16 protein-coding genes and 1 pseudogene are annotated in these 17,504 nt (G+C 58.6%); 15 read left to right on the forward strand and 2 right to left on the reverse strand.

All coding sequences use genetic code 11. The annotated features are described in order from the left end of the window. Positions 1–17: 17 nt before the first annotated feature. On the reverse strand, positions 18–692 hold the full coding sequence (locus KGB21_RS01350; protein WP_223503209.1) for an alpha/beta family hydrolase: 675 nt from the start codon (positions 690–692) through the stop codon (positions 18–20). 86 nt (positions 693–778) lie between these two features. Here KGB21_RS01350 and ccoN (KGB21_RS01355) point away from each other — a divergent pair, with 86 nt between their 5' ends. From ccoN (KGB21_RS01355) to KGB21_RS01395, 9 genes and pseudogenes are all read left to right on the forward strand, one after another. Then, positions 779–2,203, forward strand: a complete 1,425-nt coding sequence (gene ccoN / locus KGB21_RS01355) for a cytochrome-c oxidase, cbb3-type subunit I (protein ID WP_034147914.1) — start codon at positions 779–781, stop codon at positions 2,201–2,203. A gap of 10 nt (positions 2,204–2,213) precedes the next feature. Continuing rightward, entirely contained in the window at positions 2,214–2,822 is a 609-nt protein-coding gene (gene ccoO, locus KGB21_RS01360; protein WP_034147915.1) for a cytochrome-c oxidase, cbb3-type subunit II, read from the forward strand. 3 nt (positions 2,823–2,825) lie between these two features. Continuing rightward, positions 2,826–3,023 (forward strand): cbb3-type cytochrome oxidase subunit 3, encoded by a 198-nt coding sequence (locus KGB21_RS01365; protein WP_034147916.1) that lies wholly within the window; start codon positions 2,826–2,828, stop codon positions 3,021–3,023. Next, entirely contained in the window at positions 3,020–3,973 is a 954-nt protein-coding gene (ccoP, locus tag KGB21_RS01370; RefSeq protein WP_034147917.1) for a cytochrome-c oxidase, cbb3-type subunit III, read from the forward strand. Before KGB21_RS01365 ends, ccoP (KGB21_RS01370) begins: the two co-directional genes overlap by 4 nt. 482 nt (positions 3,974–4,455) lie before the next feature. Next, positions 4,456–5,898, forward strand: a complete 1,443-nt coding sequence (gene ccoN, locus KGB21_RS01375) for a cytochrome-c oxidase, cbb3-type subunit I (RefSeq protein ID WP_034147918.1) — start codon at positions 4,456–4,458, stop codon at positions 5,896–5,898. Beyond that, positions 5,898–6,506 carry a cytochrome-c oxidase, cbb3-type subunit II gene (gene ccoO / locus KGB21_RS01380; protein WP_034147919.1) on the forward strand — a complete coding sequence of 203 codons (609 nt, stop codon included), beginning with the start codon at positions 5,898–5,900 and terminating at the stop codon, positions 6,504–6,506. The genes ccoN (KGB21_RS01375) and ccoO (KGB21_RS01380) overlap by 1 nt, the downstream gene beginning before the upstream one ends. A 5-nt stretch (positions 6,507–6,511) precedes the next feature. Then, complete coding sequence (locus KGB21_RS01385; RefSeq protein ID WP_003175465.1) at positions 6,512–6,697, forward strand: CcoQ/FixQ family Cbb3-type cytochrome c oxidase assembly chaperone; 186 nt, start codon at positions 6,512–6,514, stop codon at positions 6,695–6,697. After that, on the forward strand, positions 6,694–7,677 hold the full coding sequence (ccoP, locus tag KGB21_RS01390; RefSeq protein ID WP_223503211.1) for a cytochrome-c oxidase, cbb3-type subunit III: 984 nt from the start codon (positions 6,694–6,696) through the stop codon (positions 7,675–7,677). The genes KGB21_RS01385 and ccoP (KGB21_RS01390) overlap by 4 nt, the downstream gene beginning before the upstream one ends. Before the next feature lie 347 nt (positions 7,678–8,024). Continuing rightward, positions 8,025–9,539: pseudogene (locus tag KGB21_RS01395) on the forward strand (inositol phosphate phosphatase SopB). A 95-nt stretch (positions 9,540–9,634) separates the two neighbouring features. On the opposite strand, the gene KGB21_RS01400 reads toward KGB21_RS01395, so the two are convergent. Then, complete coding sequence (locus tag KGB21_RS01400) at positions 9,635–10,639, reverse strand: metallophosphoesterase family protein (protein ID WP_223503213.1); 1,005 nt, start codon at positions 10,637–10,639, stop codon at positions 9,635–9,637. Between the two features lie 199 nt (positions 10,640–10,838). Between KGB21_RS01400 and KGB21_RS01405 the strand changes: the two genes are divergently transcribed. From KGB21_RS01405 to KGB21_RS01430, 6 genes are all read left to right on the forward strand, one after another. Continuing rightward, complete coding sequence (locus KGB21_RS01405) at positions 10,839–11,840, forward strand: metallophosphoesterase family protein (RefSeq protein WP_223503215.1); 1,002 nt, start codon at positions 10,839–10,841, stop codon at positions 11,838–11,840. Between the two features lie 188 nt (positions 11,841–12,028). Next, on the forward strand, positions 12,029–12,283 hold the full coding sequence (locus KGB21_RS01410) for a type II toxin-antitoxin system Phd/YefM family antitoxin (protein ID WP_034148014.1): 255 nt from the start codon (positions 12,029–12,031) through the stop codon (positions 12,281–12,283). Then, positions 12,283–12,693, forward strand: a complete 411-nt coding sequence (locus KGB21_RS01415) for a type II toxin-antitoxin system VapC family toxin (protein WP_034147921.1) — start codon at positions 12,283–12,285, stop codon at positions 12,691–12,693. Before KGB21_RS01410 ends, KGB21_RS01415 begins: the two co-directional genes overlap by 1 nt. A gap of 205 nt (positions 12,694–12,898) precedes the next feature. Beyond that, positions 12,899–14,314, forward strand: coding sequence for a cytochrome c oxidase accessory protein CcoG (ccoG, locus tag KGB21_RS01420; RefSeq protein ID WP_223503217.1), 1,416 nt, complete (start codon positions 12,899–12,901; stop codon positions 14,312–14,314). A gap of 11 nt (positions 14,315–14,325) precedes the next feature. Next, positions 14,326–14,865, forward strand: a complete 540-nt coding sequence (locus KGB21_RS01425) for a FixH family protein (protein WP_034147923.1) — start codon at positions 14,326–14,328, stop codon at positions 14,863–14,865. Positions 14,866–15,039: 174 nt separating this feature from the next. Continuing rightward, positions 15,040–17,490, forward strand: a complete 2,451-nt coding sequence (locus KGB21_RS01430) for a heavy metal translocating P-type ATPase (RefSeq protein ID WP_223503219.1) — start codon at positions 15,040–15,042, stop codon at positions 17,488–17,490. Positions 17,491–17,504 lie beyond the last annotated feature (14 nt).

The following is a 17,504-nucleotide window of genomic DNA, read 5'->3' on the forward strand; positions in this document are numbered from 1 at the left end:
TCTTTTGATCTTGCTCCTCACAAAAACCCCGCTACCTTATCTGCCGCAACCGCCAAATGCTGCTCATGACTAAACCCCGAAGCCTTCAACGGTTTCAAATCATGATCCCCCGCCACCAGCCAGAACACCTCGATATTCGGTGACAAGGCATAGCCCTCGACCGCCTCGCGATTACCCAACGCATCCCGCTCGCCCTGCACGATCAACGTCCGCGTCTTCAACGCCGCCAAATGCTCGACCCGCGGCTTCTCCGGTTTGCCCACGGCATAAAACGGATAGCCCAGGCACACCAACGCATCCGCGCCCAACTCATCCGCCAGCAAACTCGCCATGCGCCCGCCCATGGACTTGCCGCCAATGGCCAACGGCCCAGCGACATGGCGTCGCACTACGGCATACACCTCGCGCCAGCATTCCAGCAGCTTCGGCGCTGGATTGGGCGGCCGCTTGCCGCCGTCGACACGCCGTTGCGCCATGTACGGAAATTCGAAGCGCAACACGTTGACGCCACGTGCGGCAAGGCGCGCAGCCATGTTGTTCATCCAGTCGCTGTCCATCGGCGCGCCGGCGCCGTGGGCCAGGATCAGCGTCGTCGATGCCAGCGCCACGGCGGCGTCCCACAACCATCCATGTTCCCGCACACACTGCGCCCATTGATCCCCGTCAATACCGGCCTTGTGCCCTTTGTCCATGCTTGCCTCGCTTTTAGTCTGCCTATAACTCCGGCCGAAGGGCGCGCCGCTTGCGCTTCCTTCGGCTGAACCGTGGATGGGGAACCATGAACACTTCTATCAGTACCGCCTACAACTACAAGGTGGTCCGCCAATTCGCCATTATGACGGTGGTGTGGGGCATCGTCGGTATGGGGCTCGGGGTTTTTCTCGCCGCCCAGTTGGTCTGGCCCGAACTCAACTTCAATTTGCCGTGGACCAGCTTCGGCCGCTTGCGCCCGCTGCACACCAACGCGGTGATCTTCGCCTTCGGCGGCTGCGCCTTGTTCGCCAGTTCGTTTTACTCGGTGCAACGCACCTGCCAGGCGCAATTGTTCGCACCGAAAATCGCCGCGTTCTGCTTCTGGGGCTGGCAGCTGGTGATCCTGTTGGCGGCCATCAGCCTGCCGCTGGGCTACACCAGCTCCAAGGAATACGCCGAGCTGGAATGGCCGATCGACATCCTGATCACCATTGTCTGGGTCGCCTACGCCGTGGTGTTTTTCGGCACGATCATGCAGCGCAAGACCAAGCACATTTATGTCGGTAACTGGTTCTTCGGTGCGTTCATCATCACTGTGGCGATTCTGCACATCGTCAACAACCTTGAGCTGCCGGTGAGTTTCACCAAGTCCTACTCGCTGTACTCCGGCGCAACAGACGCGATGGTGCAGTGGTGGTACGGGCACAACGCCGTGGGCTTTTTCCTCACCGCCGGTTTTCTCGGGATGATGTATTACTTCGTGCCGAAACAGGCCGAGCGTCCGGTGTATTCCTATCGTCTGTCGATCGTGCACTTCTGGGCGCTGATCACCCTGTACATCTGGGCCGGTCCGCACCACTTGCACTACACCGCATTGCCGGACTGGGCGCAGTCGCTGGGCATGGTGATGTCGCTGATCCTGCTGGCGCCGAGTTGGGGCGGGATGATCAACGGCATGATGACCCTATCGGGCGCCTGGCATAAGTTGCGCAGCGACCCGATCCTGCGTTTCCTGGTGGTGTCGCTGGCGTTCTACGGCATGTCGACCTTCGAAGGGCCGATGATGGCGATCAAGACGGTCAACGCGCTGTCTCACTACACCGACTGGACCATCGGCCACGTCCACGCCGGCGCGCTCGGCTGGGTGGCGATGATTTCCATCGGCGCGCTGTACCACATGATCCCGAAAGTCTTCGGTCGCGAGCAGATGCACAGCATCGGCCTGATCAACGCGCATTTCTGGCTCGCCACCATCGGCACCGTTTTGTACATCGCCTCGATGTGGGTCAACGGCATCGCCCAGGGCCTGATGTGGCGTGCGGTAAACGAGGACGGCACGCTGACCTACTCCTTCGTCGAAACCCTGGTGGCCAGCCACCCAGGCTTCGTCGTGCGGTTGGTGGGTGGTGCGATCTTCCTCAGCGGCATGTTCCTGATGGCTTACAACACCTGGCGCACCGTGCGGGCCTCACAGCCTGCCGAAGCCGCCGCTGCCGCGCAGATGGCCTGAGGAGTCCGCCATGAAACACGAAACAATCGAGAAAAACGTCGGCCTGTTGCTGCTGCTGATGATCCTGGCCGTGAGCATCGGCGGCCTGACCCAAATCGTCCCGCTGTTCTTCCAGGATGTGACCAACAAACCGGTGGAAGGCATGAAGCCCTACACCGCGCTGCAACTCGAAGGCCGTGACATTTATATCCGCGAAGGATGTGTCGGCTGCCACTCGCAGATGATCCGCCCGTTCCGCGCCGAGACCGAGCGCTACGGGCACTACTCGGTGGCCGGTGAAAGCGTCTGGGATCACCCGTTCCTGTGGGGCTCGAAACGCACCGGGCCGGACCTGGCCCGGGTCGGCGCGCGCTATTCGGATGATTGGCATCGCGCGCACTTGTACAACCCGCGCAACGTCGTGCCGGAATCGAAAATGCCGGCGTACCCGTGGCTGGTGGCCAACCAGCTCGACAGCAGTCACACCGAAAGCAAGGTCAAGGCGATGCGCACGCTCGGCGTGCCGTACACCGACGACGACATCGCCAGCAGCGTCGAGTCGCTCAAGGGCAAGACCGAAATGGACGCACTGGTCGCCTACCTGCAAGTGCTCGGCACTGCGATCAAGAGCAAGAGGTGAGCCATGGTCTTTGAAATGAGCAGTGGAATGATCCGCGGCCTGGGCACGGTCGTGGTGTTCGTGGCCTTCGTCGGCCTGACGCTGTGGGTGTTCAACAGCAAGCGCAATCCTGAGTTCGCCGAGGCGCGCCTGCTGCCGTTCGCCGACGAATCACAATCCGACATCACCCAAGAACCCGCAACAAGGAGTACCCGGCCATGACCACCTTCTGGAGTACGTGGATCTGCGTACTGACCATCGGCAGCCTGATCGGCCTGACCTGGCTGCTGATCGGCACCCGCAAGGGTGAAACCAAGGGCAGTGTCGACCAGACCATGGGCCACAGCTTCGACGGCATCGAGGAGTACGACAACCCGTTGCCGCAATGGTGGTTCATGTTGTTCGCCGGCACCCTGGTGTTTGCCGTCGGCTACTTGATCCTTTATCCGGGCCTGGGCAACTGGAAAGGCATCCTGCCCGGTTACACCAACGGTTGGACCGGCGTGCACGAATGGGAAAAGGAGATGGACAAGGCTGATGCCAAGTTCGGACCGATTTTCGCCAAATTCGCTGCAATGCCGGTGGAAGAAGTGGCCAAGGACCCGCAAGCGTTGAAAATGGGCGGTCGCCTGTTTGCCTCCAATTGCTCGGTGTGCCACGGCTCGGATGCCAAGGGCGCGTTCGGCTTCCCCAACCTGGCGGACAGCGACTGGCGCTGGGGCGGCCATGCCGAAACCATCAAGACCACCATCATGGGCGGGCGTATGGCGGCGATGCCGGCCTGGGGCGAAATCCTCGGCGACGCCGGCGTGAAGAACGTCGCGGCCTATGTGCGCCATGAACTGGCCGGCCTGCCACTGCCTGCCGACAGCGATGCCGACCTGCAAGCCGGCCAACAAGCGTTCAGCACGACCTGCACTGCTTGTCACGGGGCAAACGGCCAGGGCACTGAAGCCATGGGCGCGCCGAACCTGACGCACCCGGCCGGTTTTATCTACGGTACAAGCCTGGCGCAACTGCAACAAACCATCCGCCATGGTCGCCAGGGGCATATGCCGGCGCAGAACGAACTGCTCGGCAACGATAAGGTTCAGCTGCTGGCCGCTTATGTGTACAGTCTGTCGCACTCTGCCGGCGCCGAGCGTTTGCAGGCCGAAAGCAAAGGCAAATAAATCTTGAGCGCTCTACTGCCGCACTCTCCGGAATGCGGCAGTTCCCTGCCCCTTTGCGACCCATTGTCGCACCCTCCTTCAGTCTTCCTTTCGGATCGCCAGATTCGGGTCTAAGCTTCCCCCGATGCGGACTGGCCAGTGCTGGTTCCAGGTCGACCCTGAACGATGTGTTCGACGAATCTGCCCGATGACAAGCCGCAAAGGCTGGTAGATACCGGCTGTCGCGCCAATTGCCTTCGGTCACTCATTCGTTGCGTTTGAACACACCCTGTTACACCCGACCTGACCCCCTCGCTTGATCTCTCCGCCGGGACGATTTGTCCATGGGTAATTTTACCCTTACGCGGCGCATGGAAAGGCCGCAGAATCAGCATTTGAAAGCATTGACCCAGGTCATGGCGCGTTGCAATGACCCCCCGCTTTCTACATACTTGCGGCCGATTTTTAATCCTAATAAAACACCCAAACCGTGGAACCTTAGAATGAGCACAGCAATCAGTCCGACTGCTTATAACTATAAGGTAGTCCGCCAGTTCGCCATCATGACGGTGGTCTGGGGGATCCTTGGCATGGGGCTCGGTGTCTTCATCGCCTCGCAACTGGTCTGGCCGGAATTGAATTTCGGTCTGCCCTGGACGAGCTTTGGACGCTTGCGCCCGTTGCACACCAACCTGGTGATTTTCGCCTTCGGTGGATGTGCACTGTTTGCCACTTCTTATTACGTCGTGCAGCGAACCTGCCAAACGCGACTGATTTCCGACAGCCTTGCGGCCTTCACCTTCTGGGGTTGGCAAGCGGTGATTGTCGGCGCCATCGTTACCTTGCCGCTGGGTTACACCACCACCAAGGAATACGCTGAGCTCGAATGGCCGATCGCTATTCTGCTGGCCATTGTCTGGGTCACCTACGGCCTGGTGTTCTTCGGCACCATCGTCAAGCGCAAAACCAAGCACATCTATGTGGGCAACTGGTTCTACGGTGCCTTCATCGTCGTGACCGCGATGCTGCACATCGTCAACCACGCTTCCCTGCCGGTGAACTTATTCAAGTCCTACTCGGCCTACTCGGGTGCGACGGACGCGATGATCCAGTGGTGGTACGGCCACAACGCCGTAGGTTTCTTCCTGACCACCGGCTTCCTGGGCATGATGTACTACTTCGTGCCGAAACAGGCCGAGCGTCCGATCTACTCCTATCGTCTGTCGATCGTGCACTTCTGGGCGCTGATCACCCTGTACATCTGGGCCGGTCCGCACCACTTGCACTACACCGCACTGCCGGACTGGGCCCAGTCCCTGGGCATGGCGATGTCGATCATCCTGCTGGCTCCGAGCTGGGGCGGCATGATCAACGGCATGATGACCCTGTCGGGCGCCTGGCATAAGCTGCGCACCGACCCGATCCTGCGCTTCCTGGTCGTGTCCCTGGCGTTCTACGGCATGTCCACCTTCGAAGGCCCGATGATGGCCATCAAGACCGTGAACTCGCTGTCTCACTACACCGACTGGACCATCGGCCACGTACACGCCGGCGCGCTTGGCTGGGTGGCGATGATCTCGATCGGCGCGATCTACCACATGATCCCGAAACTGTTCGGTCGTGCGCAGATGCACAGCATCGGCCTGATCAACGCGCACTTCTGGCTCGCGACCATCGGTACCGTTCTGTACATCGCTTCGATGTGGGTCAACGGCATCACCCAGGGTCTGATGTGGCGTGCCATCAACGATGACGGCACCCTCACCTACTCGTTCGTCGAAGCGCTGCAAGCCAGCCACCCGGGCTTTATCGTTCGCGCCCTGGGCGGTGCATTCTTCGCCGCCGGCATGCTGTTCATGGCCTACAACGTATTCCGTACCGTACGCGCCTCGAACCCGGTAGAAGCCAAAGCCGCCGAACAGATCGCTGTAGTTGGAGCTCACTGATGAAGCATGAAGCAGTCGAGAAGAACATTGGCCTGCTGGCCTTCTTCATGGTTATCGCCGTCAGCGTCGGCGGCCTGACCCAGATCGTTCCGCTGTTTTTCCAGGACGTTACCAACAAGCCGGTCGAAGGCATGAAGCCTCGCTCCGCCCTTGAACTGGAAGGCCGCGACATCTACATCGCCAACGGATGCGTCAGCTGCCACTCGCAGATGATCCGCCCGTTCCGTGCTGAAACCGAACGCTACGGCCACTACTCGGTCGCCGGTGAAAGCGTCTGGGACCACCCGTTCCTGTGGGGTTCCAAGCGTACCGGTCCGGACCTGGCCCGTGTCGGCGGTCGTTACTCCGATGACTGGCAGCGTGCGCACTTGTACAACCCGCGCAACGTAGTGCCCGAGTCGAAAATGCCGGCCTACCCGTTCCTCGTGGAAAACAAGCTCGACGGCAAAGACACCGCCAAGAAAATGGAAGTCTTGCGCACGCTCGGCGTCCCTTACACCGACGAAGACATCGCCGGCGCCAAGGATGCTGTGAAGGGCAAAACAGAAATGGACGCGCTGGTGGCCTATCTGCAAGGCCTGGGCACCATCATCAAAAGCAAACGGTGATCTAGATGGATATCGGGATGATTCGTGGCCTGGGCACTGTTGTCGTGATGGTGGCCTTCATCGGTTTGGCGTTGTGGGTATTCAGCCCCAAGCGCAAGTCGGAGTTTGAAGACGCAACCTTGCTGCCTTTCGCGGATGATCCCGAAGCCATCAAGCACGTCGAGCAAGCTTCTAGGAGTAACAAAGAATGACTACATTCTGGAGTCTGTACGTCACAGTCCTCAGTCTCGGTACGATCTTTTCCCTGACCTGGCTGTTGCTGTCGACCCGCAAGGGCCAGCGCAGCGAAGCCACCGAAGAGACGGTTGGGCACTCCTTCGACGGGATCGAGGAGTACGACAACCCGCTGCCGAAATGGTGGTTCATGCTGTTCGTGGGCACCATCATTTTCGCCCTGGGTTACCTGGTGCTGTACCCGGGCCTGGGCAACTGGAAAGGCCTGCTGCCAGGTTACAACTACCTGGATAACGAAAAGCAGACCGCGTTCGCCAACGGCCAGACCGGCTGGACCGGCGTTCACGAGTGGGAAAAGGAAATGGCCCGTTCGGACGCCAAGTTCGGCCCGATCTTCGCCAAGTTCGCTTCCATGCCGATCGAAGAAGTCGCCAAGGACCCGCAAGCCCTGAAGATGGGTGGACGCCTGTTCGCCTCCAACTGCTCGGTTTGCCACGGTTCCGACGCCAAAGGCGCTTATGGCTTCCCTAACCTGACCGACGCCGACTGGCGCTGGGGCGGCGAAGCGGAAACCATCAAGACCACCATCATGGGCGGCCGTCACGCGGTCATGCCGGCGTGGGCTGAAGTGATCGGCGAGCAAGGCGTGGCGGACGTTGCTGCATTCGTCCTGACCAACCTCGATGGCCGCAAGCTGCCGGAAGGCACCAAGGCTGACCCGGTTGCCGGGCAAAAACTGTTCGCCGCCAACTGCGTGGCTTGCCACGGCCCGGATGGTAAAGGCACACCAGCGATGGGCGCCCCTAACCTGACTCACCCGGCCGCGTTCATCTACGGTTCAAGCTTCGCGCAACTGCAGCAGACCATCCGTTACGGCCGTCAGGGCCAGATGCCTGCGCAAGAAGCCATGCAGGGCAACGACAAGGTTCACCTGCTGGCCGCTTACGTATACAGCTTGTCTCACGGTGAGAAAGCTCCGGCGGCGGACGCCCAGTAAGGCAAACGCTTGATGCAATAAAAAACGGCTCCGTCATTCGACGGGGCCGTTTTTGTTTAGCCCTACGGGACATCGATTGTTACGACCTCATTGCCGCCGGGATCAGTTGCAATGATAGGTTTCTACAAGCTGTCCAGATAAAAAGCTCATACCCTGCTCGTCATTCACTCATATTCAAACAAGAGGCAAGGATGCCCTTCTCGATTACGACAACGCATCACGTGACCACCCCGCGCCCTGGGGAAGTATCTTGTGGCCGCGTTGCAACCGCAATCAAGCATTGCGGTAATGTGCCACTGACGCTGGCTAAGGCTCCGATCAACGTCAAGAGTTTGCCTGGCGATGAAATGACGTTGCAGTCCAGGTTGGCAAAGCCTTCTTCGACGTCCCCGCTTTCTATTCAAACCTTGTTCGTACTTCAAAAATACAATGTGGAAGCGGCAGCGCTCGCACTCAGCCAACAGGGCAAAGACACAACGGTACTCAAACATATTTCTGACCAGCTGGAAGCCTCTTCCTTCAAAGACAACAGAGCGGCAACCAAGGCTGAACTGAAGGCGACCGAGCGTCTGGACAAGGACATGATTGCGTTCATCGCAAGCCACTTGCAGCGGCCGGGGATAACTTCCAAAACGGTGATGCGGGAGGCAAAGACGGCGTTTATCAGCGCCAGGCAAGCGGTGCTAAACGGCAAAGCATGGAACAAGGTGGAAACCGGTTTCCAACACAATACCCAACACTATGCCTGCACGATGACGCCTGCGGCGCAGATGAAGCTGGGTGACAAGGATATTTTTCCGGTTTCCTACCGTGGCTGTGGCGTTACTTCGAAATCCACCCGCGAGATTACACACGCCACCAATTTGTGGACGTCGGAAATCCGGGCGCAGGGGCACGACGGTCAGGAACAAACACTTTTCAAGGGCGTCCGTCACGGCACTCTATCGCCCTTTGGGCTGGAGGAAAGAAGTGAGCAGCGGCGCTTAGGCGCGCAGTCGCGGGCGCTCGAGGTGGTGACTGCATCGCTGTTTGCGCGTCCCGACTTACTACAGTTGGCGCTAGCGGGGGATGTGATCCCGCTGCAGCTGGTATCAACATCGCTGTTGACCGGCGGGCTATGTGGGGAAGGTGAAATGCTGAACGATCAAATAAGGGCGTGGCGGGAGCTTTGTCAGACGCGGCCGTTGGTCTTGCCCCTGATTACGGGTGATGACAAGCAATGCGATGTCCGCGTCAACCTGGAGGTCGCGGCATTTAATTTTGGAGTCAATGAATTTGCGCTTAAGTTTCCCGTCGGCAGCACACAATCTGATGGTTACAACGTCACTGCATTTCGAAAACTACTTGGGTGTGATCTGAGGCGTTCTGCCGCGCCGGGGGGCTGGGTGGGAGAGTATTTGCAACGCGATCCGAGTCCCATGAACGCCAATCGAGTGGAGTTGCTGAGCCGCCAGTTGAAGGATATCTGGGCTGCCAAGACATATAACCGTGACGGTGGCGAACCTTACAAAGCAGCGCAGCGTGTAGCGATGCTGGCGTTCGAAATTGGCGCAGTGCCTTGCTGGAACTGCAAGAGCGGCAAGGATAGAACCGGCATGCTGGATGTTGAGTTGAAACGCGAGGCGGTAGCTTTGCATCAAAACAGCGAGCTTGCTCCCGGAAGTCCGCTGACAGATGACCACCAGCGACTGCTGCAGCAAGCACTGCTCTATGGCGGTAACTTCGAGGTGCAAACTTAAAATACCGGGGCGCCGGGTAACAAAGTGATGATAGACGTGCCAGTCTTTGGTCTGTCGTACCGATCACGCATAGGCGATGACGAGGTCTGGAAACAGGTGAAAGGCCTTTCTCGACTGGTCTGAATTCCTGGGAGCAGAATCCTGTGCTTAGCGGCATGCGGATGACAACGAAAAAGGCTCTGTCACCTGACAGGGCCTTTTTACGCATTGAAAAAAGGTCATCGAACAGCGAGGCTGGCGATTTCCCGACGATTCGGCCAATTATTGCCATTAACCTGGTGCACCTTCAGCGTCTTGCGATCCAGAGCAATGTCAGCAATCAGGTAAGTCTGATTGGAAGCACCGCCACTGAGAAACACCGGCACGTCACCGAAGTAGTCGCGGCGGTTCCAACCCTGGTAAAGACCCGGCTCCGTGTGAAAATGACCGGCAAATATCGCACTGACCTTGTATCGCTCGATCATTGCCCTGAAGCGGGCTATCTGCTCGTCACTACCCTTCCATCGCTCGGGCTTGTGCATGTTCAAAATGATGATTTTGCCCTGGCTATGCGCACGCCGCAGATCGCGTTCCAGCCAGTCCAGCGCGTCGGCAATTTCGAATGCGATCCTGTTCAACGGGAAACCTGAAGAAAAATTTACCGAGTAAGTCGGTTCATTATTCAATTGAATGAGATGAACATCGCCCACCGTTTTAGAGTAAGCAAGACTGCCATAAAAGATCTTCACCCCACCCTCGATGCGCGCGAACAGATCCATGTCAACTTCCCCCCAATACCGTTCCTTCAACTCCATGATGCTGCCGGCCGCACAATTGTTTTCCGGAAACTTGCAATCATCTATATTATTTTCGTAATCATGATTACCCAATCCGTAGTCATAAACCCCTTCCAGTTTTTCCTCAAAGACCGACCTCATGTAAGAGCGCTCAGCACCGTGACCAAAAGCGGTAATATCTCCGTTAATCATGACCGGTACTTGTATCGCACCACCGTTGAGCTTTCTGAAACTGGCAATATCCGAGTACTGGGCCTCAATTAGCTCTTCAGCACGCTTATCGCCCGGATCAGGCAGGCCGGCGTCAGTCAGATCACTCCAGGGGTATTGGGGGTCTGACACGAACACCAGATAGCGTGGCGCGTCTACAGAAGCTGCAGCATAGAGCGGATTGAAAAACACGAACAATACGATGACGGCAAGTTTACTTCCTTCAAATAACTTCATAGACATCCATTTCCTTTTGATAATCTTCAACCAAACCAATACACCACCCCAAGAAAACACACAATCAACAAAAAATCACGACACACATTTAATTAAAATTACAAATAAGCATTTGCACACAAAGACCGGAAAACATAACTTCACCACGCAGAAGCTTTTCACAACACCACATTGAAACAAACCATTGGAATGGATTCCCATGAAACTATTAAGTCATCTCAAACTGTGTGCCGGCATGATATTCGCCGGCAGTCTACCCGCCATGTATGCCGTCGCGGTTGAACCATCACCCACTCACCTTGTATTTGCCTCAGACCCGAAATTCCCCTCAAGTGAAAAATCCGATAGTCGCGAAGATGAGTCCGCCGCCGACACAGAAACGCGTTCACGGTGGTTGATCGATGCGCAGTACTCCAGCATTGCTGATTTCAGGACGCAGTCGGGTGGAGCCGCTGCGGTTCCCGTCATGATCAATGGCAACCTGACCGCCTTCGGCCGAGACAGCGAACGCTCTTACATCAAGGCCGTCCTGCAAAACAAACTCGGCAATGTCTATGACTATGGCCTGGGCAATCATGACTACGACTTCAACGTCGCGACCTGCTCCGATTGCGCGGCGGGAAGCGTCGATGACCTCAAGAACCGATACTGGGGAAAAGTGCCGAACATGGACCTCGCTGCCAGGGCGTCAGGCTTCACGAAAACCTGGTACGGAAGCCTGGCGTACTCCAGGGATTTTGGCGATGTCCACCTGATCCAGCTGAATAATGAACCGACGTATGAGGCCAACTTTTCCACCCAATCCGTTTTCAGTACCACTGCGTACGAGATCACCTCATCTCTGGACTGGCTGGAACGCGACCTGAAACAAGCGCGTACCCAGGGGAAAATTATCTTGCTGAACCTGCATCAGCCGTTCAAATGGTCGGTCAACGAAAGTGAAATCATGCGTTTCAAAACGATGATTGAAGACTACGGTGTGACCGCCGTCTTTTCCGCCAATGCGCATAAACAAAGCGGAATGTACCCTTCCAGCAACTACATCTATGGCGACACTCCATTATTCATGAGCGGTTCGGCAGCATTGCAGAGCTGGTTGTACGCCAGCTTTTCTGCCGATAGAAAGCAGCTGACCGTCAATGTCATTGACGGTAACGATTGGCGCAATCCTGTTGCTTTACACACGATCCCGGTCAAATAGGCCTCCAACGACGCCAGCGGGATAATCGCGGGCGTCGTCGATTTCAGATATCAGCTTCGCCAACGAATGTTTCCCAAGCCGGGTCAGTCCGCAGCGACCGATGGTCGAATGTTCCGGTTACGAGGTTGCGAGACTTAAAATCAGGTAGTAACGTTGCTACATACGTGTATTCAGGAGGGTCACACATGATGGCCATCACCACCATTTCCAGCCGTGAATTCAACCAGGACACAAGTGGTGCCAAAAAAGCCACGCGTCAGGGGCCGGTTTTTATCACCGACCGAGGTAAACCGGCCCATGTGCTGCTAAGCATTGAGGAGTACCAAAAACTCACGGGCACCAACGCCGACATCGTCGAACTACTGGTCATGCCAGAAGCGGCAGATATCGAGTTCGAAACCGAGCGTGCCGTGATCACTCATCGCCCTGTGGATTTGTCTTGATGTACCTACTCGACACCAACGTGATTTCCGAACTCCGCAAACCCCAGGCTGACGCAAACGTCGTCGCCTGGGCCAAAAGCATCATCGCTCCACGCATGTTCATTTCAGCCATTACCTTGAAGGAACTGGAGACAGGGGTGCTACGCATGGAGCGCCGCGACCCCGTTCAGGGCAAAGTGTTGCGCACCTGGCTCAAGCGTCATGTCCTTCCGGCGTTCGATGCCCGTATCCTGCCGATCGATGCTGCCGTGGCCCTTCGCTGTGCCGGCTTGCACGTTCCAGATCGCGCAAACGAAGCCGATGCGTTGATTGCAGCGACAGCGCTGGTTCATGGTTTGACGGTGGTCACCCGTAACGTCGACGATTTTCAATCCAGTGGCGTGCCGCTGATTAACCCATGGGCCGATTGAGCGTCACCCCTCAGAAAAGCGTCCATAATTCACAAGTCAATTGATACAAGTCATTACACCATCGGTTAATTTCTCCCAACGTGACCAAAGGTCGCACCCTTGGGCTAGAGCGACAGGCGTATCATTGCGCCACTGCTACGCCCCTTTTTGACCGCGGTCGGCACGTACTGACCGAGGCATTTTTCCACTGCCGTGGGATGCAATGATGAGCAACCAGATTCCGGTACACGACGTCACTCCACCCAGCAAGAACGCGAACAACAGCGTCGACCTCTACGCCTCACGAGAAAAGATCTACACCCGCGCCTTCACCGGAATCTTCCGCAATCTACGGATGATGGGTGGCGCCTTTTTGTTTCTGTTGTATTTCGGCACGGTGTGGTTGAACTGGGCAGGCCATCAGGCCGTCTGGTGGAACCTGCCGGAGCGTAAGTTCTTTATTTTCGGTGCGACCTTCTGGCCGCAGGATTTCATTCTGCTCTCAGGCATCCTGATCATCAGCGCCTTCGGCCTGTTCTTCATTACCGTGTACGCCGGTCGGGTGTGGTGCGGTTACACCTGCCCGCAGAGTGTGTGGACCTGGATCTTCATGTGGTGCGAAAAGGTCACCGAAGGCGACCGCAACCAGCGCATCAAGCTCGACAAGGCGCCGATGAGCGCCAACAAGTTCCTGCGTAAATTCAGCAAGCACCTGATGTGGCTGTTGATCGGTTTCGTGACCGGCATGACCTTTGTCGGCTACTTCTCGCCAATTCGTGAACTCACCATCGACTTCTTCACCGGTGAAGCAGATGGCTGGTCGTATTTCTGGGTCGGCTTCTTCACCCTCGCCACCTACGGCAACGCCGGTTGGCTGCGCGAGCAAGTGTGCATTTACATGTGTCCGTATGCGCGCTTCCAGAGCGTGATGTTCGACAAGGACACGCTGATCGTTTCCTACGACCCACGCCGCGGCGAAAGCCGAGGCCCGCGTAAAAAAGGCATCGACTACAAGGCCGAGGGCCTGGGCGATTGCATCGACTGCACGATGTGCGTCCAGGTTTGCCCGACCGGTATCGACATCCGCGACGGCCTGCAAATCGAATGCATCGGTTGCGCCGCCTGCATCGATGCCTGCGACGCCATCATGGACAAGATGGAATACCCGCGCGGCTTGATCAGCTACACCACCGAGCACAACCTGTCCGGGCAGAAAACCCATAAACTGCGACCGCGCCTGATCGGCTATGCCGTGGTGCTGCTGGCGATGATCAGTTTGCTGGTGGCCGCGTTTTTCATGCGTTCGCTGGTCGGGTTCGATGTCAGCAAGGACCGCGTGCTGTACCGCGAGAACGCCGAGGGCCGGATCGAAAACGTCTACAGCCTGAAGATCATGAACAAGGACCAGCGCGACCACACTTACCTGCTGGAAGCCGCCGGCCTGCCGGACCTCAAGCTGCAAGGCCGACGGGAAATCAAGGTCGCGGCCGGCGACATCGTCAGCCAGCCGGTCGAACTGTCCGTGGCCCCGGAACAATTGCCATCGAGCACCAACGAGGTGAAATTCATCCTCAAGGATGCCGACGACGCCAGCATTCACGTTGAAGCCAAGAGCCGGTTCATCGGCCCACAAAATCGTTGAGAGAAGTGAACATGCCCGCAGCAAACGCCGCAAGTCCCTGGTACAAGCACCTATGGCCGTGGATCATTATCGGGATCCTGGCCTGCTCGGTGACTTTGACCTTGTCCATGGTGACCATCGCGGTGAAAAACCCGGACAACCTGGTCAACGACAACTACTACGAGGCTGGCAAAGGCATCAACCGCTCCCTCGACCGTGAACTGCTGGCGCAAACCCTGTTGATGCGCGCCAGTGTCCATCTGGACGACATGACCGGCGAAGTCGACCTGCGCCTGAGCGGCAACAGCCAACCGCAAACCCTGGAACTGAACCTGATCTCGCCGACCCAGCCGGAGAAGGATCGCAAAATCACTCTCGCCCGTAGCGAAACCGAACAGGGGCGCTACATCGGCCAGTTGAGCGACAAAATCGAAGGTCGGCGCTTTATCGAATTGCTCGGGACTCAGGACGAGCATATCTGGCGCATGTTCGAAGAAGAAATGGTCAGCCATGACAAAGACCTGCTGCTCGGCGATGAACCGCTGCAGGGCGCGGAAGATCTGAAGAAGTAATAACCTGCGAATGCGATCAAATGTGGCGAGGGAGCTTGCTCCCGCTGGGTCGCGAAGCGCGCCCAAAACCTGCAAACCGGTCCTTTCAGTCTCAGCGAGTTCGCCGACTTGCGACTGCTGCGCAGTCGAGCGGGAGCAAGCTCCCTCGCCACAATGGTTTTCATGGCAACACACATGACCACTCCACTCTCCTGCTACCACTGCGCCCTGCCCGTCCCGGCCGGCAGCCGCTTCACCGCTGCCGTCCTCGGGGCCACCCGCGAGTTCTGCTGCCCGGGTTGCCAGGCCGTGGCCGAAGCGATAGTCGCCGGCGGTTTGGAAAGTTACTACCAGCATCGCAGCGAATCGTCAGCCAACCCCGAAGCGTTGCCGGTGCAGTTGGTCGATGAAATGGCGCTGTACGACCGCGCCGACGTGCAACAACCCTTCGTCCGCCACGACGGCGAACTCGCCGAAACCACACTGTTGATGGAGGGCATCAGTTGCGCCGCGTGCGGCTGGCTGATCGAGAAACACCTGCGTGCCTTGCCGGCAGTGGCCGAAGCACGGCTGAACCTGTCCAATCATCGCCTGCACGTGCGTTGGGCCGATGCGCAACTGCCGCTGAGCCGCGTCCTCAGCGAACTGCGCCACATCGGCTATGCCGCCCACCCCTATCAAACCGACCGCGCCAGCGAACAACTGGCCAGCGAAAACCGCCTGGCCCTACGCCAGCTCGGCGTGGCCGGGTTGCTGTGGTTCCAGGCAATGATGGCGACCATGGCCACCTGGCCGGAATTCAACATCGACCTCAGCCCCGAACTGCACACGATCCTGCGCTGGGTCGCGCTGTTCCTCACCACGCCGATCGTGTTCTACAGCTGCGCGCCGTTCTTCAAGGGCGCCATGCGCGATCTGCGCACCCGCCACCTGACCATGGACGTCTCGGTGTCGCTGGCCATTGGCAGTGCCTACATTGCCGGGATCTGGACCTCGATCACCGGGGTCGGTGAGCTGTATTTCGACGCCGTTGGCATGTTCGCGCTGTTCCTGCTGGCCGGGCGTTACTTGGAGCGCCGCGCCCGCGAACGCACCGCCGCCGCCACCGCACAACTGGTCAATCTGTTACCCGCTTCGTGCCTGCGCCTGAGTGCTGATGGTCAGAGCGAACGAATCCTGCTCAGCGAATTGCACGTCGGCGATCAAGTGCTCGTGCATCCGGGCGCCATCCTCCCGGCGGACGGAAAAATCCTCGACGGCCAATCGAGCATCGACGAGTCGCTGCTGACCGGCGAGTATCTGCCGCAACCACGCACCCCGGGCGACCCCGTCACCGCCGGCACCCTGAACGTTGAAGGCGCGCTGACCGTCGAGGTCATGGCCCTCGGTCAGGACACCCGGCTTTCAGCCATCGTCCGTTTGCTGGATCGCGCCCAGGCCGAAAAACCACGACTGGCAGAAATCGCCGACCGCGCCGCGCAATGGTTCCTGCTGCTGTCGCTGGTCGCCGCCGCCGCCATCGGTCTGCTCTGGTGGGAACTGGATTCGTCGCGAGCCTTCTGGATTGTGCTGGCAATGCTCGTCGCGACCTGTCCGTGCGCTTTGTCCCTGGCCACACCGACCGCCCTTACCGCCGCCACCGGCACCCTGCACAAACTCGGCCTGCTGCTGACTCGCGGCCATGTGCTGGAAGGCCTGAACCAGATCGACACGGTGATTTTCGACAAGACCGGCACGCTCACCGAAGGCCGCCTCGCTCTGCGCTCGATCCGCCCCCTCGGCGCCCTGAACAGCGATCAATGCCTGAGCCTCGCCGCCGCCCTGGAGAATCGCTCCGAACACCCAATTGCTCGCGCTTTTGGCCGCGCACCATTGGCCGCTGAAGAAGTGCACAGCACGCCGGGGCTTGGCCTCGAAGGGTTGGTTGGCGAACAGCGCTTGCGCATCGGGCAACCGGGTTTTGTCTGCGAACTCAGTGGCGCCGCCATGCCATCAATGCCGGATGAAGCCGGGCAATGGCTGCTGCTCGGCGATCGCCAAGGGCCACTGGCGTGGTTCGTTCTCGACGACCGCCTGCGCGCCGACGCCCCTGCCCTGCTGGCGGCCTGCAAGGCGCGCGGCTGGCGCACGTTGTTACTGTCCGGCGACAGCTCGCCGATGGTTGCCAGTGTTGCGGCCGAACTCGGCATTGACGAAGCCCGTGGCGGTTTACGCCCGGACGACAAGTTGCAAGTGCTGCAACAGCTGCACAAGGAAGGTCGCAAGGTGCTGATGCTCGGTGACGGGGTCAACGATGTGCCGGTGCTGGCCGCCGCCGACATCAGCGTGGCCATGGGTTCGGCCACCGACCTGGCGAAAACCAGCGCCGATGCGGTGCTGCTGTCCAATCGCCTCGACGCCCTGGTGCAAGCCTTCAGCCTGGCCCGGCGCACGCGCCGCGTAATCATCGAGAACCTGCTATGGGCCGGGCTGTACAATGGCCTCATGTTGCCGTTCGCCGCTCTCGGCTGGATCACCCCGGTATGGGCCGCGGTCGGCATGTCCATCAGTTCGTTGACCGTGGTGCTGAACGCGCTGCGCCTGACTCGCCTGCCGAGCGCGCCTATCGCCAGCACCACGCCAGAAACCCGCCCGCTGCCGGCCTGAGCCGCGCGGGCATG

The organism is Pseudomonas sp. GL-RE-29, assembly GCF_019947275.1.
GTDB classification, from domain to species: Bacteria; Pseudomonadota; Gammaproteobacteria; order Pseudomonadales; family Pseudomonadaceae; genus Aquipseudomonas; species Aquipseudomonas fluorescens_A.